We start from the raw sequence: 24,733 nt of genomic DNA on the forward strand, positions 1-24,733 counted from the left end.
TTACTGATAAGGAACATTCACATGCAGGTTTTCGTCACCGGCGGGACCGGCCATTCCGGCCCGTACATCATCTCCGACCTCATCGCCGCAGGCCATCAGGTCACAGCCCTCGCTCGTTCGGACAAGGCGGCGGCTGCGGTGTCCGCACTTGGCGCGAAGCCGCGTCTCGGTAGCCTCGAGGATCTCGACGGCCTTAAAGAAGCGGCCGCCGCCGCCGACGGCGTCATCCATGTCGCGCACCGGCAAGACCTGATTCCGGTCGGCGGGATCAACGCCGTGGCCGATGCGGAGCTTCAGATCATGCTCGCATATGGCGAGGCGCTGGCCGGAACCGGAAAGCCGCTGGTCTCATCGGGAAGCATCGGCTCGCCCGGCTGGGACAACCTGGGCCGGCCGGCCACCGAGGAGGATCCGCCTCTTCCCGGCGGCGATCCCTACAGGAACACCTTGCGGGTCCGTAACATCGTGGAAACTACCGTAATCGGACTCGCGGAAAAAGGCGTGCGGTCTTCAGTCGTTCGGATTCCTGAAATCATGCACAGCGCGACCGATAATGCCGGCTTCCTTCCGCTGCTAATCGGGCTGGCGAAGGAAAAGGGTGTCGTCGGTTACCCCGGAGACGGTGCGAACAGGTGGGCCGCCGTGCACACGCGCGACGTCGCCACCGTGTTCCGCCTGGCGCTTGAGAAAGGCGCCGCCGGCAGAAGCTGGCACGCGGTTGCAGAGGGGAGCATTGCGTACCGCGAGATCGCCGAGGCCATCGGCAGTCGCTTGAATCTGCCCGCCGTACCCATTCCCGCGGACGTGCTGATGCTGCCTGGGTACTTCGGATTCCTTGCAAATCTGGTCACACTGGATACACCGGCGTCGAATGCGATCACGCGCGAGACGCTCGGCTGGACACCAACGCAGCCCGGCCTGTTTGCCGATATGGACAATGGTCACTACTTCCCTGCCGGCTGAGTTGAGCGGACGGCAAGAACTCGCCCATCGCGCCGAGCCCGTCACGGAGTAGCAGGAAGGTGACGCAAGTGGCTCGGCGCACACGGAAAACATCATGGGCGAAGCCTCGTACAGATCACGGGCATACCCCAACTCAGAAGGATATTTGACATGAGCACGATTAGCATCATTGGCGCAGGAACCATGGCCACGGCCGTCGCCGGCCGTATCGCCAAGGCAGGACATACCGTCGAGGTCCTGAACCGCGACCCAGCCAAAGCGCGGGCGCTGGCCGATAAGCTCTCAGCGGGAGTGACCACGGGGACTTACGCCGCCGCGCCGACAGGCGATATCGTCATCCTCGCCGTGCCGTACGGCAGTGCGGCGGCGGTCGTCGCCGATTACGGAAACGCGCTCGAAGGCAAGGTGATCATCGACATCACCAATCCGGTCGCCCCGGACCTTTCCGGCCTCGTCACCCCGCACGGCAGTTCCGGCGCGCAGGAGATCGCCAAGGGTCTTCCCGCCACCGCACACGTCGTAAAGGCGTTCAACACCGTCTTTGGCCACGTACTGGCCAAAAACGGACGCCTCGACGCGTTCATCGCAGCCGACGATGCACAGGCCAAGGCGCGCGTCTCGACCTTGATCGAGAGTCTCGGACTGCGTCAGTTGGATGTGGGTGGCCTGCACATGGCCGCGACGCTCGAGGCGCTCGGTCTGATGATGATCGGCCTCGCGAAAAACGGCGCCGGCACATGGGATATCGCGTTGAACGTCGAGATTGGCTGAATCACCGGCGCGACGTCCTCCGGCGGCTTTTCGGCCACATGAAACAGAAACGGAGAATTTCAATGAGCACGCAAGAGAATGTCCAGATTGTGAAGGATTTTTTTGCAGCAATGGGCCGCGGCGATAAGCAGGGCCTGCTCGCGATTTCCGCCGAAGACATAGAGTGGATCATTCCGGGCGAGTGGCCACTGGCCGGCACCCATCGCGGACACGCGGGGTTGGCAGATTTGCTTGAGAAGGCTTCCGACACGGTTGAAACGTCATACCCAGCCCCTTTCGAATTCGTCGCGCAGGGCGACCGGGTTCTGGTCGTCGGCTTCGCCACGGGCAGAGTCAAAGCGACGAACAGGACGTTCGACGACGATTGGGTCTTCGCCATTACCGTTCGAAATGGCAAGGTGACGAACATCCGCGAGTACATCGACACACTTGCACTGGCACGGGCCTGCGATCTTTGAAGCTGAAGGTCCCGCAGCTTGCGACATGCCCGCCCGCCGCGAATCCGGACCCGGCGCTCATGGCGCCGTAGATGGCGTCCTATCGACAAGCGTGCGGCGCCCCACCTCCAGGATCTCGTCGGCGAAGGCGGGATCGGCGCTCACGACCGCACGCGACAACACGAGTGCGCCGACCATCTGACTGAACGCCGCAATGGCATCGTGACGGCTCTGCTTCGCCGTTGCGCCTTCCGCGGAAATCATGGCTTCAAGCCGGCGGAGATACGCCGCCAGGCCGCGCGTGTAGGACGCGCGCGCCGCGTCGCTCATACGGGGCACGTCGCCCGCGAACCCGGACAGCGGACAGCCGGCCTCGATGTTGCCGCGGTGCCGCGTCGACAGGTAGCGCGCCGCCTGCTTTGCCAGGCTCCCGGCGTTCGGCGAATCTGCATAGTCTTCCATCGCCTTTTCCATCACCGCGGCGACCAGCGCGTCTTTCGACTTGAAATGGTTGTAGAAGCCGCCCTGTGTAAAACCGGCTTCCTTCATCAACTCCGCGAGCCCCACAGCGTCGACCCCGCGCGCGCGGAACAGCCGCTCGGCGGCCGCGACGATCGCGCTGCGGTTCTCGGCGGCCTGCTGTCGTGACACACCCATCGATTCCTCCTTTGTTCAGGCGATCGCATCGATTAATAAACACAATGTCGATCACCATTGACACGCCCGTGTTGCGTCGACACAATGCGTCTTAAGACGATGGCGATCGACATTGAGATAAGTTTAGCCGACTTTGGCCCATGACGCGAAGCGACGCGGGACAAGGTGCAAACGGCAATGTGGGTCATGCCGTCTTTGATGCCGATGTTTCATCCGATTGTTTTCACCCGATTTCTTGCGCCCGGCGAGCCCGCGCGCCGGCGATCAACCCCAGGAAAGGATGCGTCATGAAAATCGAAGGTTCTGTTGTTTTGGTGACGGGCGCGAACCGCGGGCTTGGCCTCGAGTTCGCGAGACAGGCGCTCGAACGAGGCGCGCGCAAGGTCTATGCGGGCGCGCGCGATCCGGCCAGCGTGACGCTGCCGGGCGTCGTGCCTCTCAAGCTGGACGTGACTGATCCGGCGGCTGTGGCCGCTGCCGCGGAAGCCGCGCGCGACGTCACGCTGCTGATCAACAACGCGGGCATTGCGCGGTTCAGCAGCCTGACCGACGACGGCGCGCTCGACGTGTTGCGCGATCACTTCGAAACCAACGTCTTCGGGATGCTCGCGATGTCGCGCGCGTTCGCGGGCCACCTCGCCGGCAACGGCGGCGGCGCGATTCTGAACGTGCTGTCGGTCGCGAGCTGGATCAACCGGCCGATCCTTTCCGGCTACGGCGTGTCGAAGTCGGCCGCGTGGGCGGTGACCAACGGCCTGCGTCATTCGCTGCGCGAGCAGCGCACACAGGTTGTCGGGCTGCATGCCGGCTTCATCGACACCGATCTGACGCGCGGGCTTGAAGTGCCGAAGGCGACACCGGCCGACGTCGTGCGTCAGGCATTCGACGCGATCGAGGCCGGCGCGGAGGAAGTGTCCACCGACGAGTTCACGCGAGAGGTGAAAGCCGCGCTGTCCGCGGGCGTCTATCTGAACGAGCCGGCTCCTCGCTGACGGCGTCGCGGCGTTCACCCGAAACCGAGCGCGGCTATCAACCCGCGCTCAGTTCCTGCTGCCGCCGCAATCGCGCATCTTCCTCAAGACGCGTCTCTTCGAGTTCCTGAAGCACGCCATCGAGATCCACCGGTCGCGTGTCGACTTCGATGCGGCCGGTCAGTTCGATATCGACATGCAGCTGCCCCGATTCGAACAGCGTCCAGATCTCCGCGCCATAACTCGCGGTGAGAATTTGCGGCGCAAACCGTCCGAAGTATGCGGCCAGGTTGTCGACGTCCCGCTTGAGCATCGAGGCGGCTTCGTTGTTGCCGGCGGCGTCGACGGCCTGCGGCAGATCGATGATCACCGGGCCGTCCGCTGCGAGCAGGATGTTGTATTCCGACAGATCGCCGTGAATCATGCCTGCGCAGAGCATGCGGACAACCTGGTTCAGCAGCAGCGCGTGCAGTTCGAGGGCGCGGGCTTCGGTCATATCGACGTCGTTAAGCCGCGGCGCGACGTCGCCCATCTCGTCGATCACCAGCTCCATCAGCAACACGCCGTCGGTGCAAATATAGGGTTGCGGCACGCGCACGCCTGCCGCGGCGAGCCGGAACAGTGCGTCGACTTCAGCGTTCTGCCATGACGCTTCCTGCATCTGACGGCCGTAGCGCGTGCCTTTTTCCATCGCCCGCGCCTGCCGGCTGTTCTTGACCTTGCGGCCGTCCCGATACGACGCGGCTTGCCGAAAGCTTCGCTGCTTCGCGTCCTTGTAGACCTTTGCGCAACGCGTCGATTCGCCGCTGCGCACGACGTAGACCGTTGCCTCCTTGCCGCTCATCAACTGGCCGATGACTTCGTCGATGAGCCCTTCTTCGAGAAGCGGGGCAAGCCGTTTAGGTATTTTCATGCGACCGCCGACTGCAGCTCGACGAACGTGGATTCCGCACGAGTGGAGGGTGAATGGACCGGGCCGATGAAACGCGCAGCCGGTGCCGCTGCGCGCAAGCTTACTGCTGTGGGGATGAATTGAGTCATGCCGGATTATACGGGGGCCGCGGATAAGCCGATTTAAATTCCCCGGCGACTGCTCCTTCGACCCTGCTGCTTCCCCCGCCGCGCCTTTATGTATCTCAACGTATCCACGTCCGACAGCGATACGCACGCTTACAAACAACCGACTTCCGGACACAAGCGAGATACGTCCGTCCGCTCAAATACGCCCATCGCGAGCAAACACCGCTCCGCAAACTGAAGGTGGTGCATATGCAGCATAAGTGGAACGAACCCGTTGAATCCGACCGCACCGCGCGTGAAGTGCCGAGCAGACAGATCGCGCGCAGTTGTTTGCTGACGCGCGCCCGGCAGATCTCCCGTTTCCTCACTTCGATCTACGACGACGCGTTGCGCCCGTTCGGCATTGTTGCTTCGCAGTTCTCATTGCTCGTGATGATCGCGGAGTTCGGGCCGATGAGCCGCTCGGATCTGGGCCGACGCAATTATCACGAGCGCTCGACGCTGACACGGAACCTGCAACCGCTGATCGCCCAGGGCTGGGTTGCCGAAGGCGCGCCAGGCAGCGATGGTCGCAGCCGCCCTCTTTCGCTCACGCACGAAGGCAACGCGCTGCTCACGAATGCCGCTAACGCGTGGGCCGCGGCGCAGAGCCACGCGACGCGCGTCCTCGGCGAGGGCGGCGCACATGGCCTCATGAATATCGCGCAGCAATTGCCGCCGCGCATCGTTTGAAGTTTTTCGGTCGATGTTGCATGTGCAAGATCGACCAACGCCTCGCACCCTTCCCCGCATCAAGGAGTTCGTCATGAAAGTTGTCAAAGCCGCCGCCGTCCAGTTCAGTCCGGTGCTTTATAGCCGTGAAGCCACCGTCGCGAAAGTGGTGCAGAAGATCCACGAACTGGGCCTGAAAGGCGTGCAGTTCGCCACTTTTCCCGAAACGGTCGTGCCTTATTACCCTTACTTTGCGGCAGTCCAGACCGGCATCGAACTTCTTTCGGGATCCGAACATTTGCGTCTGCTCGAGCAGGCTGTGACTGTGCCGTCCGCTGCGACTGACGCGATCGGCAAGGCCGCGCGAGAGGCAGGCATGGTCGTGTCGATTGGCGTCAATGAGCGCGATGGCGGCACGCTGTACAACACACAATTGCTCTTCGATGCTGACGGTACGCTGATCCAGCGCCGCCGCAAGATCACGCCGACGCATTTCGAACGCATGATCTGGGGCCAGGGAGATGGCTCGGGCTTGCGTGCAGTCGACAGCGCCGTCGGCCGCATCGGCCAGCTCGCATGCTTCGAACACAACAACCCGCTCGCCCGCTACGCAATGATCGCCGACGGCGAGCAGATCCATTCGGCGATGTACCCCGGCTCTGCCTTTGGCGAGGGGTTTGCGCAGCGCATGGAAATCAATATCCGCCAGCATGCGCTCGAGTCCGGCGCATTCGTCGTCAACGCGACGGCATGGCTCGACGCCGACCAGCAGGCGCAGATCATGAAGGACACCGGTTGTGGAATCGGTCCGATCTCGGGTGGCTGCTTCACCACCATCGTCTCGCCTGACGGCATGTTGATGGCCGAACCGCTCCGCTCGGGAGAAGGCGAGGTGATCGTCGATCTCGACTTCGCGCAAATCGACCGCCGCAAGATGCTGATGGACGCGGCCGGCCACTACAACCGCCCCGAATTACTCAGTCTGATGATTGACCGCACGCCGACCGCGCATGTTCACGAACGCGCTCCGCACTCGTTGCCTGTCAGTGACAAGGCTGACGACGATGTGCGCACGCAGGCGGCCGCTGTTGCAGGTTCGCGCTGACCAGAGGATGCTGGTTCGCAAATTTCAAATGATGTGTGTATTCGTGAGGCCGCACGCCGCCGACTTCACCGCAACACAACACGCTGATCAAGCAGGAGACAATCTCATGTCACAAGACACGCCCCAATCCTCATCCCGCCGCCACTTCGTCAGTGCGGCCGCCGCAGCCCTGGCTGCCGGTTCGCTCAGCCGGCTTGCTTTCGCGGACACCAGCCCGGCAATCGGCAGGATCACCGAACCCGCGAACGGCGACAAGTCCGCAATTCGCCCGTTTCGCGTTGAAGTGCCCGAGGCACAACTCGTCGACATGCGCCGCCGTATCAAGGCGACCCGCTGGCCTGATCGCGAGACCGTGCCCGACGAGTCACAAGGCATTCAGCTCGCCATGATTCAGACGCTTGCGCAATACTGGTCGACCGGCTACGACTGGCGCAAATGCGAAGCACGGCTCAATTCGTATCCGCAGTTCATCACGGAGATCGACGGGCTCGATATTCATTTCCTTCATATCCGCTCGAAGCACGAGAACGCAATGCCGCTGATCGTGACGCACGGCTGGCCCGGCTCGATCATCGAACAGTTCAAGATCATCGACCCGCTCGTCAATCCGACTGCGTACGGCGCACCGGCTTCGGATGCATTCCACCTCGTGATTCCGTCGTTGCCCGGCTACGGCTTTTCGGCACGGCCCACAACGACCGGCTGGGGTCCGGAGCGCACCGCCCGTGCGTGGGTCACGTTGATGAAAAGGCTCGGCTACGAGCGCTTTGCATCGCAGGGCGGCGATCTTGGCGGCATCGTCACCAACATCATGGCGAAACAGGCGCCGCCCGAACTGATCGGCATTCATGTGAACTTCCCGGCGGCCGTTCCGGCTGAGATCCTCAAATCGCTGGCGGCCGGCGATCCGATACCTCAAGGCTTATCGGACGAGGAGAAGCACGCTTATGACCAGTTGAGCGCGAACTTCAAGAAGAAGCGGGGCTACGCGGTCGAAATGGGCACGCGGCCACAGACGCTCTATGGACTTGCCGACTCGCCCGTTGCGCTGGCGTCCTGGCTGCTGGATCACGGCGATGGCTACGGCCAGCCCGCAGCGGCGCTGAGCGCGGCCGTGCTCGGGCATCCCGTCAATGGACATTCCGCAGGCGCGCTGACGCGGGACGACATTCTCGACGACATCACGCTTTACTGGATCACCAATACAGGTGTGTCGGCTTCGCGGTTCTACTGGGAGTCGCACGCGAATTTCTTCCTTGCGGCCGACGTCAACGTGCCTGCCGCAGTGAGCGCTTTTCCGGGAGAAAACTACCAGGCGCCGAAGAGCTGGACCGAAAAGGCCTATCACAATCTGATGTACTTCAACAAACCCGAAACCGGCGGGCACTTCGCGGCATGGGAAGAACCGATCATCTTCGCGAATGAAGTGCGAGCGGGGTTAAGGCCATTGCGTGCGTAAAGCGCGAAACGCTCCGACCCGCATGCGTTGGAGCACTCATTGCAGGAGAGTCACCATGTATTTTTCAGCATCATCAGCGCCCGCGCGGCGCACGCTTGCTGCGTTTGTCGCAGCCTCTTTGGGCCTTACGCTAGCGACGGCTTTCAGCTCTGCGTACGCGGTTCCAACACCGGATGTACTTCCGGCAACACAGCATGCAAGCGTCCAGGACGAGTCCATCCGTCCGTTTGCACCGGTTCATGTGCCGCAGGTCGCGATCGACGACCTGCGCAGGCGTATCGCCGCCACGCAATGGCCGGAAAAAGAGACCGTGGCGGACTCGTCACAGGGCGTGCAGCTTGAGACGATGCAGAAACTCGCGCGCTATTGGGCAACGGATTACGACTGGCGTAAAGCGGAAGGGGCGCTCAATGCGTTACCGCAATTCGTGACGACCATTGACGGCGTGGACATCCATTTCATCCATGTTCGATCGAAGAACCCGAATGCGCTTCCATTGATCATCAATCATGGCTGGCCCGGCTCGGTGCTGGAACAGGTCAAGCTCATCGGGCCACTGACCGACCCCGTCGCGTATGGCGGAAAAGCCGACGATTCGTTTGACGTCGTCATCCCGTCGATGCCCGGCTACGGTTTCTCCGGCAAGCCGACGACGACCGGCTGGGGTCCCGAACACATGGCGCGCGCGTGGGCCGAGTTGATGCGCCGTCTCGGCTATCAGCATTACGTCGCTCAAGGCGGGGACTGGGGTGCGTTCGTCGTCGATCAAATGGGCTTGCAGGCACCTCCGGGGCTGCTCGGCATCCACACCAACATGCCCGCGACAGTTCCTGCGGACATAGACGAGGCGCTAAGAATCGGCGCCCCGGCGCCAGCCGGTATGTCAGCGGATGAGAAACGCGCCTACGGGCAGCTCGCCCAAACGTTCAAGCAAGTGGACTACGCCCGCTTGATGGGCTCGCGCCCGCAGACGCTCTACGGCATTGACGATTCACCCGTCGGCCTGGCGGCCTGGCTACTCGATCACAACGACGCCAATGCTCAACCCGCCGCGGCAGTCGCTGCAGCGCTGAACCGGAGTGCGAGCGCAACAGGCGAACTGACGCGCGACGAAGTTCTCGACAACATCACGCTGTATTGGCTGACTAATACGGGCGTGTCTGCGTCGCGTCTCTATTGGGAATATAAGGGTGGATTCTTCAACGCAAAAGGCGTCAAGGTTCCAGTCGCCGTCAGCGTATTCCCCGGCGAGCAATATCAGGCGCCGCGTAGCTGGACCGAGAAGGCCTACCCTCACCTCATCTATTACCATCAGGCCGAGAAAGGAGGCCATTTTGCAGCGTGGGAGCAGCCGACGATATTTGCTCAGGAACTGAGGGCGGCTTTCCGGTCGCTACGGTAAGTGGCGTGCCCTCTCCCGCCGTCCGCACTCGCCGTCATCAATCCAGTTCAGCCGTGCCGATGCCCCGGATCATTGCAGGTGCACGCGTAATTCGAGTCGTTCCAAGCGTTTCCAAGAATGATGCTGCAAAAGTTCTTGCGACGGAAACCGGGGTCCTTCAACGCAAGCACGTCGTCGTTGACCGTACCGAATGTCGAGTCCGGCCGGTGCTTCATGCCCTCGTTAAAGGCGTTGATAATCTGCTCCTTGAAGTTCTCCCCGCGAGGGTGAGCCGCCACCACCACCTTGCGCTGTTCCTCGGTGAACTCGTCATACGCGAAGCCCAGCACGTCCATCTCGACGCCTGCCGTCACGAGTTGAACCACTGGCTTCTTGAACGGCGGAATACCCGGTGTGGTATGCAGCGCGATCGCGTCCCACACGAGCTCGACCTCGCCTTCGGGAATGCCGTGCCCCTGAAGGAAGCTGCGTGCCGCATTTGCGCTGTCGACCTCGAAGCGGTTCTGCGATCCGCGAAACTGTTCGCTAAGACCCATGTCATGGAACATTGCGCCTATATACAGAAGCTCGGGGTCATACTTCAACCGCTTGCGCTCGCCGGCGAGAGCGCCGAAAAGAAATACGCGAGTGGAGTGATGGAAAAGCAGGTCCGACTCTGTGTCGCGAACCAGTTGAGTGGCTGCGCGTGCCATTGCGCTGTCGGGAATCTTGATTCCTGCAATCGTCGTCATGTTCGTTGCTCCAATGTGTGCGTAGTTGCCGCGCATTCCGGGCGGCTTGAGATAGCTACGTTGAGAAGGAAAGCCCGCACCCAAAGTATCGGAGTGCGGCAAGCAACTTTCAATTCGATCGATGCCTGGAACACAGCCAACCAGACGGCGTTTTCTGCCAACTGCGGCGCCTACGACCGCGTAGGTTATCCTGCGCATACCGACGACAGACACCATCGCCATGAACCTTAGGGCTCTACAGTGCTTCGTGATTCTTGCAGAGGAGCTCAACTTCAGCCGCGCCGCGGAGCGCTTGCATATCGCGCAGCCCGCGCTCAGCCAGCAGATCCGTTCACTCGAAGACCGGCTCGGCACGCAGCTCGTCGATCGCGCGAGGCGTCCGCTCGCGCTCACAGAAGCCGGCCACTATCTTTGCACCGAGGCTCGCCAGATACTCGGCGCATTGGAGCAGGCCGGCCTCGCGACGCAGGAAATCGGCGTGGGCCGGCGCGGCTGGCTCAGCGTCGGCTTCACGCGCTCGGCGATGTACAGCATCTTGCCGCCCGCGCTCAAGGCATTTCATCACGCGTATCCGCAAGTGGAATTGAAGCTCTTCGAGATGCTCACCGAAGAACAGACCGATGCCTTGCGCGACATGCGCATTCATATCGGCATCGGCCGGCAGCCGCTGGCCATCGACGGTTGCACGTCATATCCGCTGCTGCGCGAACGGGTCATGGTCGCACTGGAGCCCGGTCATCCGCTCGCCGCGCAGAAGAAAGTCAAAATCGCCGATCTCGCGGATACGCCGTTGATCCTTTATCCGAAGCATCAGAATGCGCAGTTCAAGCGCTCGGTTCTATCGTTGTATCGGGACGCCGGTCTGACGCCGCTCGTCGCTCATCAGGCGTATGAAATCCAGACCGCTATCGCGCTCGTGGCGGCCGGACTCGGCGTCACCTTCATCGGCGAATCCGTCGCGCGGCTCGGCCGCAGCGACGTCGTGTATCGCCATCTGACCGGGCCCGGTTCAACGCATCGCTCGACGCTCGCCGCAACTTTTCGTACAGACGACGCTTCACCCCATTTGCGTGCATTCCTCGCCTGTCTGCCGCCGCCAATTGCGGACGCAGCACTATAAGCAAAAACCTATAGAAGCATAAGCAACCCGTCTTGGACTCATCACCGCCGCGTTCTTATCATTGATTCCACACATGACAAGAACGCAGGGACGGCAACTTCGCCGTCGCCGCAAGGTAGGAGACAGGATGAATCCGATCGACGAAGCCGCCACCATGCGAAAGGTCTATGGGCGCCTGATGCCCCTGCTTTTCGCCATGATGTTTTTCAACTATCTGGACCGGATCAACATCGGATTCGCCGCGCTGGATATGAACAAGCAGCTCGGCTTCAGCCCCGCTGTGTTCGGATTTGCAGGCAGCATTTTCTTTGTCGGCTACATGCTGCTCGAAGTGCCGAGCAACCTGCTGTTACATCGCGTCGGCGCACGCCGCTGGATCGCGCGCATTCTTCTGACATGGGGCGCTGTGGCCGCGGTCACCGCGTTCGTCTTCAACGACACGAGCTTCTACGTGCTGCGTTTTCTGCTCGGCGTGATGGAAGCGGGCTTCCTGCCGGGCGTCGCGGTCTATCTGACGAAATGGTTTCCTGTACGTTACCGGGCGCGCGCCGTGGGCGGCTACATCATTGCCGGTTCTTTTTCGGCGGTGCTGGGCGGTCCCATTTCCACCGCGCTGATGACTTACGCGGACGGCGTTCTCGGCCTGCACGGCTGGCAGTGGATGTTCATTCTGGAAGGCGTGCCGGCGATGCTGCTCGGCCTTCTCACACTGCGCATCATGACCGAGCGCCCCGCCGACGCCGCCTGGCTTTCCGCCGATGAAAAACGCTGGCTCGAATCGACGCTCGCCGCCGAGCGCGAGGCCTTGGGAGGCAACACGCATTTTCCGCTGCTGCGCGTGGCGGCCGACATCCGCGTGTGGAGTCTTGCATGCCTGTTCGGCTGCGCGCTGGTCGGCATTTATGGATTGTTCCTGTGGCTGCCGCAGATCGTCAAAAGCCTTGGACATCTAACTAATCTCGAAGTCGGTTTTCTGTCCGCCGCGCCGCCGTTGCTCGGCGTACTCGGGACTTTCCTGATTAGCCGCAGTTCCGATCGTACCGGCGATCGCAAGAAAACACCTCGCTTTCGTCTATGGCATGAGTGCACTTGCCATTGCCGGCAGCGCGTATGCGCCTAACCCCGTCATCGCCTATGTGCTGTTGTGCATCACGGGCCTGTTCATCTACGCGGGCAATCCGCTGTTCTGGAGCCTGGCGTCATCGTTCAGAACGGGAGCCGCGGGCGCCGCGACGATCGCGCTCATCAACACCATCGCGCAATTCGGCGGGCTCGTAGGGCCGTGGAGCATCGGACTCGTGCGCAGCGCGACCGGCAACTTCAAGCTTGCGCTGCTGACCATTGCCGCGTTCCTTCTTGTATCGACGATCATCGCGCTCGTGATGCGAGTCACGGCATCGGACGACGAAACCGCCTCGCTCACCGCCGGCGATGCCGCGCCGCGTGCTTGACGAATAACCCTTGCGACAACCAGAACGAAGGTACTTGCAGACATGATCATCGATTGTCACGGGCATTACACGACCTCGCCGCCGCAGCATGAAGCATGGCGCATACAGCAGATCGCCGCGCTAAAGGACGGTCACATGCCACCGGCACGCCCCAACATTAGCGACGACGAAATCCGCGAAAGCATCGAAACGGGCCAACTGCGCATTCAACGCGAGCGCGGAACGGACCTCACGATTTTTTCGCCACGCGCCGCAGGCATGGGTCACCATCTGGCCACCGCCGAAGCGAACGCGCACTGGTCGCGCGAATGCAACGACCTCGTGCATCGCGTGTGTTCGCTGTTTCCGCGCAATTTCGTCGGCGTATGCCAGTTGCCGCAAGCGCCGGGCGTGCCGCCCGCGAACTGTATCGACGAATTGCGGCGCTGTGTCGAAGAACTCGGCTTTATCGGCTGCAATCTGAATCCCGATCCATCCGGCGGACACTGGTCCGGACTGCCGCTCACGGATCGTTCGTGGTATCCGCTTTATGAAGCGATGGTGGAACTGGACGTGCCCGCGATGATCCACGTGTCGTCATCGTGCAATCCGAATTTCCACGCGACGGGCGCGCATTACATCAACGGCGACACGTCCGTGTTCATGCAGTTGCTCACCGGCGATCTGTTCGCCGACTTTCCCACCTTGCGCTTCGTCATTCCGCACGGCGGCGGAGCAGTGCCCTATCACTGGGGACGTTACCGCGGTCTCGCGCAGGACATGAAGCGTCCGCTGCTGCGCGACTATCTGCTGAACAACGTGTTCTTCGATACGTGCGTGTATCACCAGCCGGGCGCGGAATTGCTCGCGAAAGTCATTCCGGTAGAGAACATTCTGTTCGCGTCGGAAACGATAGGCGCGGTGCAAGGCATTGATCCGGAAACCGGCCACTATTACGACGATACGCGCCGCTACATCGATGCAATCGGTTGGCTCAGCGACGCGGACCGGCAACGTATCTACGAAGACAATGCGCGAGCGGTGTACCCGCGGCTTTCGCGTCAACTCGATCGACAATTCGCGGCGCAAGGAGCGATTGCATGAACCCAATAGGATGGCGGGAATTTGAGTCCGCACCGCAGGCTCGGCCCGCGACGCTCGACGCATTGCGCGAGCTCGCGGTCTCGCTGCTCAGCGACAACATGGCGCGAGCGAGCGGCATGATCGGACTGCGGCCGTATCATCGGCCGAAGCCTCTCGCGGGCACGGCGGTGACCGTGCATACGCGGCCCGGCGATAACCTCGCGATTCATCGCGCGTTCGATTTTTGCCGGCCCGGCGACGTGCTGGTGATCGACGGCGCGGGCGACCTTACGCAGGCGCTGATGGGCGAGATCATGGCGAGCTTCGCGCAAAGCCTCGGCGTCGAAGGACTCGTGATCGACGGCGCAATCCGCGATGTCGGCGCGTTGCGTCAGCGCGATTTTCCGGTGTATGCGCGCGGCGTCACGCATCGTGGTCCGTACAAGAACGGCCCTGGCGAAATCAATGTGCCTGTCACGGTAGGCGGCATGGTGGTCCGTCCAGGCGATATCATTGTCGGCGATGAAGACGGCCTGCTCGCAATCGCGCCCGCCGATGTCGACGCCGTTGTCGAAGGCGCGCGCCGGCAACATGCGAAAGAAACGGCCGCCTTGAAGTCGATTGCGGAAGGCAATTTCGACCGCTCGTGGGTGGCCCCGCAACGCGACAGGATGATGAACACCTGAATGTGAGCCTCATGGCGCAATATCTGAACGCTGCAACGCTTCTTGAACTCGCGCGCGCCGCGGAAGCACGCGCAAGCGCGCCCTGCCCGTGCATGAAGACGCCGCTCGACGGCTGGCAATCGCAACCGCTGTCACTCGATGAAACGCAGTTCGGGGAAATCGGTACGCTTTCTACTGAAGACTATATAGAGCCGACCTTCAGCGAGTATCTCCCCGGCAAGACGACCTACTGGTCCGTCGATGCGCCTATTGCACCACGCTACTTTCCATACAACCGCTGCGCGGTATGGGAATGCAAGTTATGCGGACGTCTCTATCTGCACTACACGGAAGGCGGCGGCTATTTCGTCGATCGCAGGATTCGCGCTGTAAAAGCCGGGCTGGTTGAAGACGTGCCGCTGGAGTCTTAATCGGCCAGGCACTCACCAGCCGCCAAACTCATAACTGCTATGCATCCCTCGCAATGTGCAGCGCAAACGGCAACCGCATAATGCCGTGACGCAACGCTCACATTGAAGCCGCGTTTGTCCCGCGAACCGGCAACGAGGAACCCCAATCCATGTCTGACAATGCAAATGCAAATGCCGTTGCACAACCGCGCAATGGCGGACGCATTCTCGTCGATGCGCTCGCGCGCAACGGCGTCGATACCGTCTATTGCGTTCCCGGCGAAAGCTATCTGCCGGTGCTCGACGCGCTGCACGACGCGCATGGCATCCGCGTGATCACGACGCGCCATGAAGGCGCAGCGTCGAACATGGCCGATGCATACGGCAAGATCACCGGCCGCCCCGGCATCTGCTTCGTCACGCGCGGCCCCGGCGCCACGCACGCGAGCAACGGCGTGCACACGGCCAGTGAAGACTCCACGCCGATGATCCTGTTCATCGGCCAGGTGGAACGGGACTTCATGGGCCGCGGCGCATTCCAGGAAGTCGACTACCGCCAGATGTTCGGCGGGATTGCCAAGTGGGTCACGGAAATCGACAGCACCGAACGCATTCCCGAGATTCTCGCGAAGGCATTCAGCATCGCGATGTCGGGGCGCCGCGGTCCAGTGGTGATCGCGCTGCCCGAAGACGTGCTGTTCGGATCGGCAACCGTAGCCGATGCCCCCGCGGCACGTGTCGTCGAGGCGGCGCCCACGGCGCACGCGCTGAGTGAACTGCGCGCGCTACTCGAACGCGCGTCGCGGCCGCTCGCGATCGTCGGCGGCACCGGTTGGGATGCCGACGCAACCGCCGCGTTCGGACGCTTCGTCGTATCGAACGATCTACCCGTCGCCGCCTCGTTCCGCCGCCAGGACCTCTTCGATAATCGCGATCCGCACTATGTCGGCCAGCTCGGCCTCGGCGTATCGCCGAAGCTCGCCGAACGCGCGCGCACCGCCGACCTGTTGATCGTGGTCGGCTCGCGGCTCGCGGAGACGACGTCGTCGGGCTATACGTTGTTCGAAAGCCCGACGCCCGCGCAGATGATGATTCATGTGCATCCCGATCCGGAGGAACTCGGCCGCGTCTACCAGGCGCGCTTGCCGATCAACGCCGGCCTGCGCGAGTTCGCGCTCGCGCTGGATAGCGTCGCGCCGGTCAGCTCGCATGCGTGGGCGCAATGGACGAAGGACGCGCGCGCCGACTACGTGGCTCATTCGACGCCGCCCGCGCCATCGCCGGAAATTGCGGGTGTGGATCTCGCGCATGTGGTCGGCCACCTGAACGAAGTGCTGCCCGACGACGCCGTCATTTCGAACGGCGCGGGCAACTACACGGTCTGGGTGCACCGCTACTACCGCTACAGGATGCCCGCGACCGAGCTCGCTCCCACGAACGGCGCAATGGGCTACGGCTTTCCCGCCGCCATTGCCGCCAAGCTGCGGGATCCGCAACGCAGCGTGGTCTGCTTCGCCGGCGACGGCTGTTTCATGATGTACCCGCAGGAGCTCGCCACCGCCGTACAGTTCGGCGCGCCGCTTATCGTCATCGTCGTCAACAACGGGATGCTCGGCACGATTCGCATGCACCAGGAACGCGAGTATCCGGGCCGCGTCTCGGTGACCCAGCTCGCGAATCCGGATTTCGTCGCGCTAGCCAAAGCGTTCGGCGCACACGCGGAGCGCGTCGAACGTACCGAGGATTTCCCCGCTGCGTTCGAGCGCGCGCAACAGGCCGGCGTCGCGGCGCTGATCGAACTGCGCACCGATCCGCGGCAGATCACGCCGGTTAGCCGTCTGAGTGCATGAGCGTGGCCGCGTGCAACGTCGTATTCGGCCACGTGCCGTCGCTGACGAGATCCGCGGCAAGATCGCGGATCATCTGCGCGACGTTCCATACGCCTTCCGGCATCACGCGGTTTTGCGGCCACGCGATGGCGACTTCCCGCTGCACGACGGGGTCCGTCAACGGAAAACATTTCACCGTGCCCGATGCCACTTCGTCGACGACGGCGGCTGCGGGCAGCGCAGTCGCGCCGCATCGTTCGATCACGAGGCGCTTCGTGATGGATATCGAGCCATCGCATTCGAGGGCGATCATAGGCGCAAAGCCGTGCCGCGCCGCAAGCGATTCCACGAGCACGCGCAGTCCGTGATGCGTGCTCGGCAGAATCAACGGAACGCCGGCGAGCCCGCTGACCGCAAACGGCCCGTCGGGCACCGGCGATGCGGCGGGCGTCACGAGGCACACCTGCTCCGACAGCAGCGCATCGAACTGGCTTGTGCCCGGATGCTCGGGCACGTACATGATCGCGAGATCGATCTCGCCGTCGTTCAGCAAGCCGAGAAGATGAGTCGCGAGTCCTTCGACGAAACGCACTCGCGTGGCCGGATAGCGCGCCTTCAGACGATGGCCGAGACTGCCGAACATCATGCGCGCGATGGTGGGCTGCGCGGCAACGGCGAGCGTGGCCGGCCCGCGCGCGGCGCTGTCCTGCATCGCGACGCGAGCTTCGTCGAGCGTCTTTTCCATCGCGAGCGCGTAACCGAGGAGTTGTTCACCACGCGCGGTGAGCCCGACTCCGCGGCCGCTACGGCGAAAGAGCCGCACGCCGAGCTCCGCTTCGAGCATGCCGATACGCCGGCTGACGGTCGACTGATTCGCGCCCAGCTCCATCGCGGTGCGCGAGATGCTGCCGGTTTTCGCGACGCGCGCGAACAGGGCGAGATCGTCTGAGTTCATGGACGCGGAGTAGTTAGCCGGAATAGTTAGCCGTACTGCGCGAGTGCGTCGTACCGTTCACCGCGTTACAAACGCTATGCTCACAGGAGACGGCACGCTCGCCGATTGCCCGGTCTGCGACAGCATGCCAGAAGCATTGTCGATAGCGAGCACGTTCACTGTGCCGCTGCGCTGATTCGCGACCAGCATCCACTTTCCGGACGAATCGATCGCGAATGCCCACGGCTTCTCACCGCCCGACGAAATGCGCTGAACCAGCGACAGTTCGCCGGAGGCCGCATCGACGCGATAGACCGCGAGCAGATTCTCCGCGCGATTTTCGGCGTACACGAAGCGTCCGTCGCCGCTGACCGCGATTTCCGCTCCGCTCGGCGTGCCCTTGAAGTTTTCGCCGCTGACCGGCAACGACTGCCGCAACGTCAAGCGCCCTTGCGGTGCGTCCCAACGAAACACCAGCACCTGCGCGGACAATTCGCTGATCACATAGACAAACTGACCGTTCGCGCCGAATGCGATATGACGCGGCCCGCTGCCCGGCGGCGCAGCGAACGATCGCGGAGGAGTGGCGTCGTCGGCCACGAGCGCGTGCGCCGCGCGGTCAAAGCCGTAAACGAACACGCGATCGGCGCCGAGGTCGGGAACAAGTGCATACCGCCCCGAGGGATCGACTGCCGCGCTATGCGCATGCGCGCTTGCCTGCCTGCGGTTCGGGCCCGAACCGGTCTCCTTAACCGTGCTGACGACCGCGCCCAGGCTTCCATCGTCATTGACCGCGATGCTCGATACCGAACCGCCGCCGTAGTTCGCAGCGAGCAACGTCATCGACGGGATGTCCAGGTACAGGTTCGTGGCGCCGCTGCCTCTCGTCGCAACCTCGTTGATCCTGGCGAGCGCGCCGTTCGAGCGATTCACCGCGTAGGCGATCACGCGCCCTTCTTTCGTGTTGTCGTCGTCGACCGCGTAGAGCACCGGCAAAGCCGGATGCGCGGCGACCCATGTGGAGCGCGGCCCCTCGGCGACCTTGCCGATCGTCGTGAGGCGGCCCGTGGACGTATCGAAGCGCATGGCGTGAATCTGGCGGTCCTGCGTGCCGATGTAGACGAGTTCCGTGCGCGCGTCTTGCGACGATGTACCCGCACTGCTGCACGCACTCAATGCCGCCGCGAGCGACATCAGTACAGCGAGCGCGCCGGTTTTAACGTATCGCGTACGCGTGATTCTTGTTAAAGGCTGGGTCATGGGCGACAAATCTGGAGACCTGAATGAACTAGAGATGTTTCCAGACTATTCGATTCACCGCGGTGCGTCCCTGCATAAAAGCACGATTCGCCGGCATTTTTCGCTGCACGCGCTGCGTTGTCCAGGCGCTTACTGCGACGAAGCCTTGCGATGAGGCTGCTGCCGCGCGGCCGCACGAAACTGGCTGGGCGCCTGACCGACTTCCCTGCGAAAGAAGCGCGTGAAATACGCGGCATCGGCGAAACCGAGGCCAAAAGCAATCTGCTCCACCGACATGTCGCCGAAAATCAGATTGCGCTTCGCCTCCGTAATGATGCGGGCGTGGATCATCTTGGTGGGGCTTTGCTCAGTCGCCGACGCGCACGCTGCACGCAGTTGCACGAGAGACACCGCCATCATCGATGCATAGTCCTGCAGCGGCAGATTCTCGCGGAAGTGTTCATCGATCAGCTTGCGAAAACGTTCGACGAGCCGAATGTCGTTGCGAGTCGAGCTTTCGTGCGCCGCATCGAGGCGCGCCTCGCGAACCAGCTTGAGCAAAAGCATGGTGAGCAGCGCTTCGGTGCCGACCACATGGCCGGTCGCATCCGATTCCACTTCTTCCTTCAGGCTGTGGATCAAGCTGCAGAACTCCATTCCCGCTTCTGCGGAATGGGCAAGCGGAATCACGCGCGGCGCAGCCCACAGTGCGATGAATTCGTGAAGCCTGGCGTTCACCTGCGCCAGATAGGCGACCTCGATCGTGACGACCCAGCGGTCGGCATCGACTTCATAGTCGAGACCATGCACGCACTCGGTCGGCAACAGCAATGCGCACGGCCCTTCGAACGGCACGCTGCTGCCTTCCAGATTCATCACGCCGCGCCCATTGCGCACGAATATCACTTGCCCGTAGGCCGGATGTGCGTGAGGCTCGGTTCGCCAGCGGCCTCGTTCGGTGACATGTCCAACATGCACGAACCAGTCCCGTTCTTCAGGGCGCTCAACGTACAGACGAACCTTCGGAACAGTTGTCAGCTTCGCCTTGGAACCGGACCGCGTTTGATACTTTGCCGACGCACTGTTTGTCATAAAGTCTCCTTGGCCGCTACGGATTCACGCGCCTATTGATTCACGCGCCCACTATCAGCATTCCGGTTTCGCGAGCCATCGGGCAACGCGATGCGGATAACCGCATGCTGCTCGTGGCGTATGGCGAGTGGAACCGCGAAGTGCGTGAGAAGATGGACGCGGCACGAATTGCGGTGCGCATGCGCGAGTTTGCAGCAGCGCTAACAGCGGAAAAAACCCACGAGAGCGCCGTAGATTTTTGCATATCTTCGAACAGCACGCGCCCTGCTATTTACCCGAACGCGCAGCGCGGCGGCGATCAGAATCGATGCACCATGCCGATAATCGCGCCGCGCGTGTCGGCGCCCGGTGCGACGGCAAGGCCCGTATAACCGGTGCCGTTGAGCGTGAAGCGCGCCTGATTGCGGTTCTGGATGAAGCCCGCGGAGCCGTACAGCGTCGTGCGTTTCGACAGTGAATAGGCGTACGTCAGACCGACCTGCTGCGCATTATTGCCCTGCCCGGTCCGGTCATGCGCATAGCCATACATGACTGAAAACTGCGCGGCCGGACTGAATGCATAAGAACCGGATGCCTCATACACATCGCGTTTGATACTGTTATCGGTCTGGTGTTCGGTGTGGTACGCCAGATAGAACCGCGCGGCCCCTACAGCGACAGACGCCCCCGCGTTGAACAGTTTGAGTGTGGACGTTCCCGCGGCGTTTGCCGCCTGCTCGTAGCCTGCGGCGATGCGAAAAGGTCCGTTCTCGTAGCGAAGCGCCGCGTTATAGAACTGGAATCCGTTGGTCGGCTTCGTGGTGGAATCGCGCATTGCCACCATGAACTGCGCGCTCAGGCCGTACACCGTCGGCGTGAAATAAGAAATCGCGTTGTTCACGCGCACGGTCAGGCTGTTGAAGTTATTCATTGGCGAGCCAATGCTCATGACCGCCACAGGGTCGAGCTCGGGGTTGATAAAGATGTACTGAGGCGTGTTTTGCAGGCCAAAGCGCGTCTCGCCGAATGCGCCGGATAGACCGACCCACGCCTGCCGGTTAAAAGCGGCGGCCGAATTTGAAGCCGCGCCTGTCACGCCGGAGAAGCCCTGCTCCAACTGGAAATTGACGTGCAGACCACCACCTATGTCTTCACTGCCCTTCAAGCCATACCGGCTTGCGAACAGTCCACCGGACACCGCGCGAAGAACCGTTCCCGCAGCGGAATTCCGGTATTCGATGCCGTTGTCGATAACCCCGTACAGCGTGACCGACGACTGCGCGTATGCAGAATTGAAAGCGCATGCCGATGCAATCACGGATAAACCCATGATGGTCTTTTTCATTTCGTCTCCTGTTTATAGTTTGTTTGTGCGAGTCTGATCCCGGCCGCCAGGGTCGCTACGGCCGCTACGGTCGCTGTGCGCTATCAAGCGTATTGAATGAGCGGTGGCGCGTCCCTACACAAAAGTCAGTTTCACTGGCATTTTTTGGGTAGTACTGGCTCGAGCGAAAGCACCTCGTCGACCTCGTTGATTTTTGGCGCCCATTCGCGGCGAAGCAGAATGACGGTGCTCGCCGCGCCCATTAACAGGAAGATAAAAATCGCCATCATCGGCAGTTCGTAGCTTCCGCCAACGTGCAGAAGCCAGCCCGAAAGACTCGCCGATACGCCTCCCGCCAGGCTGGTCGCGACCTGCTGTAGCCCGGTGTTCAAGCCGACGGCCTGAGTTGGAATCAACGTCAGTTTGCACAGCGCGAGATTGTTCGCCGTGACGAGCCCCAGCAGCGACAGCGACGCTACGTTCCAGAAGAGCGCCATGTCCGCCGTACGCGCATAGGCGCCGAGCAGAACCGTCGTGCCGCCGATAAAACCCGCCACGATAAAGCATTTGCGCACGAACACGGCGTCGTGTCCGCGCGCGATTATTCTGTCTGCGGCGAACCCCGCGAGCGCCGCCACGACCGCGATCCCCGCAAAGCTAAAAAACGTATAAACGCCCGACTTCTCCAGCGAAAGCCCGCGCTGTTCCACCAGATAGGCAGGCATCCATGTCATGCAGTAGAACGCGAAGTAGCTGTAGCAGAAATTGTTGACGAGCCCGCCCCATACAACAGGGCTCGCCAGCAGATTACGGAGCGGCACCGAAGCGGCCCGATGCATGGCCGCCGCGAGTTCATCGCGCGACGGGTAATCGTTTCGCACCATCAGCAGCCAGGGCAGCAACCAGATGAGTCCGACGAGTCCTGTTGCAATGAACATCAGTTGCCACGAATATCCGACGATCATCCACGCCCCGATAGGCGCACCGAGTGCGGGCCCCATCTTGCCGCCAATCGAAAAGATGCCTAATGCAGTGCCTTTCTGCGTTTCCGCGAAGTTGTTCGCGAGGTAGCGATAGGTGGCCGGCACCACCACCGCTTCCGCAACGCCGATAAGCAGACGCATCACGATCAGCGCCGACAATGTCGTCACCATGCCGGTGGCCGCGGCTGCCAGACACCACAGCAGGAAGCACACGGAATACGGCCACTTCACGCCATAGCGATCGACGAGCCAGCCCATCGGCATCTGAAACAGGCCATAAGACCAGAAGACGGCGGAATTGAGCCAGCCGCGCTCGATGCTCGTCAGCGCAAAATGCCGGACAAAGCTTTTGTCCGCGAGCGCAGCGGAAAGGCTCGTGCGATCGACAAAAGAAATCAGCAGACCTAGCGCGAGAAGCACGAGGATGCCCCAGGGGTTTTCAGCGCCCGCGCGTCTGTGCGTCAACTGATTCGTCTCCATGCTCACAGCGTCGGAATGTATAGCGGCATCGCTTCTTCCCACAGCGTATCCGTGATCGGCCGCTGATTGCTGCCGTCCGCATTCATCACCCAGTTCTGGCCGTCGGGCTGGAAGCTGTTGTCGTAGAGCGCGAGTTCGTCGCGAAAGCCGTACGTTCCCGAGCTATATGCGATGCGGCCGTCCCACGTCCATACGGCGTGCCCCTGATTCGAGCCGTCGGTCGTGAGCCGTGTGAGGCCCGTGCCGTCCGGTCGGATCGTGAACACGTCGTAGTTGAACCGGTTTGGATTCGTGGCGTCGATCTGCTTGCGCGTGAACACGATCCTGCTGCCGTCCGGCGACCAGCCCGGCAGATTGTCGGCGCCGCTCGTCAACACAGTCGTGCTGCGCGTGGCCAGGTCGAGAATGCGCAGCCCCTGAACCGCGTCGCTCCATACGCGGTACACGAGTTTCTTGCCGTCCGGCGAGTAGCTCGGAAAGCCCGAATTGATGGAGCCGTCTGTCAATGCTTCAGCCTGGCCGTTCATGCTGCCATCGGCCCTGATACGCATGATCTGCGCGGGGCCGGTACTGCGCGTGAAAAACCAGTTGCCCACGCCGAAAGCGACCCACTGCCGATCGGGCGACCATGCCGGTTGAAATGCGCCGGCGAGACCCTGAGCGATGGCAGCGGGGTCGAGGCCGCTCGTCGCCGGATCGTAAATGCGCGTGTAACCGGACAGATTGGGATTCGCAACGGCAATCGACGAATTAATTGCCTTCTCCGTATAAACGAGCTTCGCGCGATCCCTCGACAATTGCGGGAATACATCCAGATACGTGTACTTCCATGCGGGGTCGAAACTGAAGAGCGGCGTGCCATTGGCGCGTGCGGGACTAAACGCGACTTTTTCGTAGACCAGCTTCGTGCCGTCGGGCGAATAACGCGGCGAGCGGATACCCGTATTGGCTGTCGAGTGGAAAGTACCTGCCGTTGTATAAAGCCCTTCGGTCGAGCCGCCCTTGACGTGATACGCGACGGTGGCCGCATTCAGATATTGCGGAAAGACCTTGAAGCCCGCCGTGGAGGTGAGCGTCGTTCGCGAAAGGCTCGTTATATCCACAGACACCAGTTGCGAGTTCACCGAGTTGATCGACTCGGGACGGTGCGCGCCCCATGTCGATTCCACCGGCGTTTCATAGAACACCACGCGCTTGCCATCCGGCGACCACGACGGCGAACCCTCGTCATAGCCGGAAACGCCGGCAATTTTCTTCCAGCCGGAACCGTCTGGCCGGACAATATAGATGCTGCTTTCCTGCGTGCGCTCCCAGCCCGTCGGCAGATTGTGGCCGCGCCAGTCGGAGCCGGTATCCGAAGACAACGCAAGCCATTTGCCGTCCGGCGACCATGACGGCCTGAAGTAACCATGCGGGCGCGTCGGATCGAAACCGAGCGAGCCCGTCACGTTGTTCAATGCGCTCGTCGATAGGTTCAGCGTCCACACGTTGGTCGTGCCGAAGCCGTCGTTGCCGCGGCGCGACGAGACGAACGCGATCACGTTCGGGTCCGTCGGCGAGAAGACGGCCGCATCGTCGACCGCAATGTGATCGGTTAGCCGCTCGAGACCGGTGCCGTCCACTTTCACGCGATACAGGTTCGATTGACCAGCGCCGTCGCGCTCGGACGTGAACACAACCCACTGGCCGTCTTTCGAAAAGGACGCGTGATAGTCGAAGCCGGTACTCGGAATGAGCTTGTGTTCGCCAGTACCGTCGGCATTCGATATGTACAACTCTGAACTGACGGGGCCGACCCGGTTCAGGAACAGGGTTCCTTTCGGCGCCGTGCCCGCGGTGCCCGCAACGGCAACCGAAACCGAAGCGGAAACCGAGACAGCCCCGATGGCGATGCACGCGAGAAGCTTCTTTAAGGACGAAGTGAGATACACAGCGAAT

The 24,733-nt window shown here is 61.9% G+C and carries 22 protein-coding genes and 1 pseudogene; 14 read left to right on the forward strand and 9 right to left on the reverse strand.

Going from position 1 to position 24,733, the window contains the following annotated elements; genetic code table 11:
* The first annotated feature begins 21 nt into the window (after positions 1–21).
* The 3 genes from ABIE53_RS30675 to ABIE53_RS30685 all read left to right on the forward strand — a co-directional run bounded on the left by ABIE53_RS30675 (position 22) and on the right by ABIE53_RS30685 (position 2,192).
* Complete coding sequence (locus ABIE53_RS30675; protein WP_006050405.1) at positions 22–963, forward strand: SDR family oxidoreductase; 942 nt, start codon at positions 22–24, stop codon at positions 961–963.
* A 150-nt stretch (positions 964–1,113) separates the two neighbouring features.
* Positions 1,114–1,734, forward strand: coding sequence for an NADPH-dependent F420 reductase (locus tag ABIE53_RS30680; RefSeq protein ID WP_192700234.1), 621 nt, complete (start codon positions 1,114–1,116; stop codon positions 1,732–1,734).
* A 62-nt stretch (positions 1,735–1,796) separates the two neighbouring features.
* Positions 1,797–2,192: a nuclear transport factor 2 family protein gene (locus ABIE53_RS30685; RefSeq protein WP_006050407.1), complete on the forward strand. Its 396-nt coding sequence runs from the start codon at positions 1,797–1,799 to the stop codon at positions 2,190–2,192.
* Between the two features lie 57 nt (positions 2,193–2,249).
* Here ABIE53_RS30685 and ABIE53_RS30690 read toward each other — a convergent pair whose 3' ends face one another.
* A complete protein-coding gene (locus ABIE53_RS30690; protein WP_006050408.1) occupies positions 2,250–2,828 on the reverse strand; it encodes a TetR/AcrR family transcriptional regulator in 579 nt (192 codons plus the stop codon).
* A 287-nt stretch (positions 2,829–3,115) separates the two neighbouring features.
* Here ABIE53_RS30690 and ABIE53_RS30695 point away from each other — a divergent pair, with 287 nt between their 5' ends.
* A complete protein-coding gene (locus tag ABIE53_RS30695) occupies positions 3,116–3,820 on the forward strand; it encodes an SDR family oxidoreductase (protein ID WP_006050409.1) in 705 nt (234 codons plus the stop codon).
* Between the two features lie 37 nt (positions 3,821–3,857).
* Here the strand turns inward: ABIE53_RS30695 and ABIE53_RS30700 are convergent, their stop codons facing one another.
* Positions 3,858–4,712 (reverse strand): PA4780 family RIO1-like protein kinase, encoded by an 855-nt coding sequence (locus ABIE53_RS30700; protein WP_006050410.1) that lies wholly within the window; start codon positions 4,710–4,712, stop codon positions 3,858–3,860.
* A 356-nt stretch (positions 4,713–5,068) separates the two neighbouring features.
* On the opposite strand from ABIE53_RS30700, the gene ABIE53_RS30705 reads away from it, so the two are divergent.
* The 4 genes from ABIE53_RS30705 (at position 5,069) to ABIE53_RS30720 (ending at position 9,496) form a co-directional block, all read left to right on the forward strand.
* Positions 5,069–5,551 carry a MarR family winged helix-turn-helix transcriptional regulator gene (locus tag ABIE53_RS30705; protein WP_006050411.1) on the forward strand — a complete coding sequence of 161 codons (483 nt, stop codon included), beginning with the start codon at positions 5,069–5,071 and terminating at the stop codon, positions 5,549–5,551.
* A gap of 73 nt (positions 5,552–5,624) precedes the next feature.
* On the forward strand, positions 5,625–6,635 hold the full coding sequence (locus ABIE53_RS30710; protein ID WP_006050412.1) for a carbon-nitrogen hydrolase family protein: 1,011 nt from the start codon (positions 5,625–5,627) through the stop codon (positions 6,633–6,635).
* Between the two features lie 106 nt (positions 6,636–6,741).
* Positions 6,742–8,094, forward strand: a complete 1,353-nt coding sequence (locus tag ABIE53_RS30715; protein ID WP_006050413.1) for an epoxide hydrolase family protein — start codon at positions 6,742–6,744, stop codon at positions 8,092–8,094.
* 55 nt (positions 8,095–8,149) lie between these two features.
* Complete coding sequence (locus tag ABIE53_RS30720; RefSeq protein WP_006050414.1) at positions 8,150–9,496, forward strand: epoxide hydrolase; 1,347 nt, start codon at positions 8,150–8,152, stop codon at positions 9,494–9,496.
* Positions 9,497–9,543: 47 nt separating this feature from the next.
* Here the strand turns inward: ABIE53_RS30720 and ABIE53_RS30725 are convergent, their stop codons facing one another.
* A complete protein-coding gene (locus tag ABIE53_RS30725) occupies positions 9,544–10,227 on the reverse strand; it encodes an HD domain-containing protein (protein WP_006050415.1) in 684 nt (227 codons plus the stop codon).
* Between the two features lie 220 nt (positions 10,228–10,447).
* Between ABIE53_RS30725 and ABIE53_RS30730 the strand changes: the two genes are divergently transcribed.
* The 6 genes and pseudogenes from ABIE53_RS30730 (at position 10,448) to ABIE53_RS30755 (ending at position 16,785) form a co-directional block, all read left to right on the forward strand.
* Entirely contained in the window at positions 10,448–11,347 is a 900-nt protein-coding gene (locus ABIE53_RS30730; RefSeq protein WP_006050416.1) for a LysR family transcriptional regulator, read from the forward strand.
* Between the two features lie 127 nt (positions 11,348–11,474).
* Positions 11,475–12,798: pseudogene (locus ABIE53_RS30735) on the forward strand (MFS transporter).
* A gap of 42 nt (positions 12,799–12,840) precedes the next feature.
* The gene (locus ABIE53_RS30740; protein WP_006050418.1) at positions 12,841–13,881 is read left to right on the forward strand and encodes an amidohydrolase family protein; all 1,041 of its coding nucleotides are present in this window, start codon (positions 12,841–12,843) and stop codon (positions 13,879–13,881) included.
* Complete coding sequence (locus ABIE53_RS30745; protein WP_192700235.1) at positions 13,878–14,546, forward strand: RraA family protein; 669 nt, start codon at positions 13,878–13,880, stop codon at positions 14,544–14,546. The genes ABIE53_RS30740 and ABIE53_RS30745 overlap by 4 nt, the downstream gene beginning before the upstream one ends.
* An 11-nt stretch (positions 14,547–14,557) precedes the next feature.
* The gene (locus ABIE53_RS30750; protein WP_006050420.1) at positions 14,558–14,956 is read left to right on the forward strand and encodes a hypothetical protein; all 399 of its coding nucleotides are present in this window, start codon (positions 14,558–14,560) and stop codon (positions 14,954–14,956) included.
* Between the two features lie 149 nt (positions 14,957–15,105).
* Positions 15,106–16,785: a thiamine pyrophosphate-binding protein gene (locus tag ABIE53_RS30755; protein WP_192700236.1), complete on the forward strand. Its 1,680-nt coding sequence runs from the start codon at positions 15,106–15,108 to the stop codon at positions 16,783–16,785.
* On the opposite strand, the gene ABIE53_RS30760 is transcribed toward ABIE53_RS30755, so the two are convergent.
* From ABIE53_RS30760 to ABIE53_RS30785, 6 genes are all read right to left on the reverse strand, one after another.
* Positions 16,766–17,719, reverse strand: a complete 954-nt coding sequence (locus ABIE53_RS30760; protein WP_006050422.1) for a LysR family transcriptional regulator — start codon at positions 17,717–17,719, stop codon at positions 16,766–16,768. The two genes, ABIE53_RS30755 and ABIE53_RS30760, sit on opposite strands and share 20 nt — an antisense overlap.
* Positions 17,720–17,776: 57 nt before the next feature.
* The gene (locus ABIE53_RS30765) at positions 17,777–18,958 is read right to left on the reverse strand and encodes a lactonase family protein (RefSeq protein WP_310076438.1); all 1,182 of its coding nucleotides are present in this window, start codon (positions 18,956–18,958) and stop codon (positions 17,777–17,779) included.
* Positions 18,959–19,087: 129 nt separating this feature from the next.
* The gene (locus tag ABIE53_RS30770; protein WP_006050424.1) at positions 19,088–20,029 is read right to left on the reverse strand and encodes a helix-turn-helix domain-containing protein; all 942 of its coding nucleotides are present in this window, start codon (positions 20,027–20,029) and stop codon (positions 19,088–19,090) included.
* 298 nt (positions 20,030–20,327) lie between these two features.
* Positions 20,328–21,353 carry a porin gene (locus ABIE53_RS30775; protein WP_006050426.1) on the reverse strand — a complete coding sequence of 342 codons (1,026 nt, stop codon included), beginning with the start codon at positions 21,351–21,353 and terminating at the stop codon, positions 20,328–20,330.
* Positions 21,354–21,484: 131 nt separating this feature from the next.
* Positions 21,485–22,795, reverse strand: a complete 1,311-nt coding sequence (locus tag ABIE53_RS30780; protein ID WP_192700237.1) for an MFS transporter — start codon at positions 22,793–22,795, stop codon at positions 21,485–21,487.
* A gap of 2 nt (positions 22,796–22,797) precedes the next feature.
* Positions 22,798–24,726, reverse strand: coding sequence for a hypothetical protein (locus tag ABIE53_RS30785; protein ID WP_376916624.1), 1,929 nt, complete (start codon positions 24,724–24,726; stop codon positions 22,798–22,800).
* Positions 24,727–24,733 lie beyond the last annotated feature (7 nt).

The sequence above is a fragment of the Paraburkholderia sp. OAS925 genome, assembly GCF_040543975.1.
Lineage (GTDB): Bacteria > Pseudomonadota > Gammaproteobacteria > Burkholderiales > Burkholderiaceae > Paraburkholderia > Paraburkholderia graminis.

What these genes read in the sequence shown, in the direction of transcription:
- ABIE53_RS30675 (WP_006050405.1), top strand. Translation starts at nt 22, where the DNA reads ATGCAGGTTTTCGTCACCGGCGGGACCGGCCATTCCGGCCCGTACATC.
- ABIE53_RS30680 (WP_192700234.1), top strand. Translation starts at nt 1,114, where the DNA reads ATGAGCACGATTAGCATCATTGGCGCAGGAACCATGGCCACGGCCGTC.
- ABIE53_RS30685 (WP_006050407.1), top strand. Translation starts at nt 1,797, where the DNA reads ATGAGCACGCAAGAGAATGTCCAGATTGTGAAGGATTTTTTTGCAGCA.
- ABIE53_RS30690 (WP_006050408.1), bottom strand. Translation starts at nt 2,828, where the DNA reads ATGGGTGTGTCACGACAGCAGGCCGCCGAGAACCGCAGCGCGATCGTC.
- ABIE53_RS30695 (WP_006050409.1), top strand. Translation starts at nt 3,116, where the DNA reads ATGAAAATCGAAGGTTCTGTTGTTTTGGTGACGGGCGCGAACCGCGGG.
- ABIE53_RS30700 (WP_006050410.1), bottom strand. Translation starts at nt 4,712, where the DNA reads ATGAAAATACCTAAACGGCTTGCCCCGCTTCTCGAAGAAGGGCTCATC.
- ABIE53_RS30705 (WP_006050411.1), top strand. Translation starts at nt 5,069, where the DNA reads ATGCAGCATAAGTGGAACGAACCCGTTGAATCCGACCGCACCGCGCGT.
- ABIE53_RS30710 (WP_006050412.1), top strand. Translation starts at nt 5,625, where the DNA reads ATGAAAGTTGTCAAAGCCGCCGCCGTCCAGTTCAGTCCGGTGCTTTAT.
- ABIE53_RS30715 (WP_006050413.1), top strand. Translation starts at nt 6,742, where the DNA reads ATGTCACAAGACACGCCCCAATCCTCATCCCGCCGCCACTTCGTCAGT.
- ABIE53_RS30720 (WP_006050414.1), top strand. Translation starts at nt 8,150, where the DNA reads ATGTATTTTTCAGCATCATCAGCGCCCGCGCGGCGCACGCTTGCTGCG.
- ABIE53_RS30725 (WP_006050415.1), bottom strand. Translation starts at nt 10,227, where the DNA reads ATGACGACGATTGCAGGAATCAAGATTCCCGACAGCGCAATGGCACGC.
- ABIE53_RS30730 (WP_006050416.1), top strand. Translation starts at nt 10,448, where the DNA reads ATGAACCTTAGGGCTCTACAGTGCTTCGTGATTCTTGCAGAGGAGCTC.
- ABIE53_RS30740 (WP_006050418.1), top strand. Translation starts at nt 12,841, where the DNA reads ATGATCATCGATTGTCACGGGCATTACACGACCTCGCCGCCGCAGCAT.
- ABIE53_RS30745 (WP_192700235.1), top strand. Translation starts at nt 13,878, where the DNA reads ATGAACCCAATAGGATGGCGGGAATTTGAGTCCGCACCGCAGGCTCGG.
- ABIE53_RS30750 (WP_006050420.1), top strand. Translation starts at nt 14,558, where the DNA reads ATGGCGCAATATCTGAACGCTGCAACGCTTCTTGAACTCGCGCGCGCC.
- ABIE53_RS30755 (WP_192700236.1), top strand. Translation starts at nt 15,106, where the DNA reads ATGTCTGACAATGCAAATGCAAATGCCGTTGCACAACCGCGCAATGGC.
- ABIE53_RS30760 (WP_006050422.1), bottom strand. Translation starts at nt 17,719, where the DNA reads ATGAACTCAGACGATCTCGCCCTGTTCGCGCGCGTCGCGAAAACCGGC.
- ABIE53_RS30765 (WP_310076438.1), bottom strand. Translation starts at nt 18,958, where the DNA reads ATGACCCAGCCTTTAACAAGAATCACGCGTACGCGATACGTTAAAACC.
- ABIE53_RS30770 (WP_006050424.1), bottom strand. Translation starts at nt 20,029, where the DNA reads ATGACAAACAGTGCGTCGGCAAAGTATCAAACGCGGTCCGGTTCCAAG.
- ABIE53_RS30775 (WP_006050426.1), bottom strand. Translation starts at nt 21,353, where the DNA reads ATGAAAAAGACCATCATGGGTTTATCCGTGATTGCATCGGCATGCGCT.
- ABIE53_RS30780 (WP_192700237.1), bottom strand. Translation starts at nt 22,795, where the DNA reads ATGGAGACGAATCAGTTGACGCACAGACGCGCGGGCGCTGAAAACCCC.